We start from the raw sequence: 700 nt of genomic DNA, 5'->3' as shown, positions 1-700 counted from the left end.
CCAACCTCTGCTCCGAAATCACCCTACCGACCGGCCGTGATCATAAGAACCGACACCGCTCGGCCGTCTGCTGCCTCACGTCGCTGAACCTCATCCACTGGGATGAAATTGCTGACAACGACGTCATCTTTGAGGACGTGTTCCGCTTTCTTGACAATGTGCTGACCGATTTCATCCTGCGCGCTCCTCAAGAAATGCGGCAGGCAATCTATTCAGCCTGGCGCGAACGCTCGGTCGGCCTTGGCGTCATGGGCTTCCACAGCTTCCTCCAGAAGCGCGACATTGCCTGGGAATCGGCGCCGGCCAAGGTCTGGAACATGCGCATCTTTCGGACCATCCGGAAGCAGGCCGACCGCTGCTCGCGGCTGCTCGCGCACCAGCGTGGCGCTTGTCCCGATGCGATTGACGGCGGCGAGTTGGAGCGGTTCTGTTGCAAGATCGCCGTTGCTCCGACCGCTTCGATCTCGATCATTGCCGGTGGCGCCTCTGCTGGGATCGAGCCCATTCCTGCCAACGTCTACAATCATAAGACGCTGTCTGGAAACCATGAGATCCGCAACCCGGATCTGGTTCGCAAGCTACGCGAATTCAACATGGATCGGGAAGATGTGTGGGCATCGATCGTAGCGAACGGCGGTTCGGTCCAGCATTTGTCGGATCTTCCGATCGACGTGCGGGACACCTACAAAACTGCGTGGGA

General features: G+C 59.0%; 1 pseudogene. It reads left to right on the top strand.

Features of this window, described 5'->3' with window-relative positions:
• Positions 1-700 (top strand): annotated as a pseudogene (locus QHC67_RS18955) (ribonucleotide-diphosphate reductase subunit alpha); the annotation flags it as partial.

The sequence above is a fragment of the Sphingobium sp. genome (assembly GCF_033795625.1).
In the GTDB taxonomy this organism is placed as follows: Bacteria; Pseudomonadota; Alphaproteobacteria; order Sphingomonadales; family Sphingomonadaceae; genus Sphingobium.
Note: the sequence above shows the minus strand (reverse complement) of the source record. Positions and strands in the feature narration are given on the sequence as shown.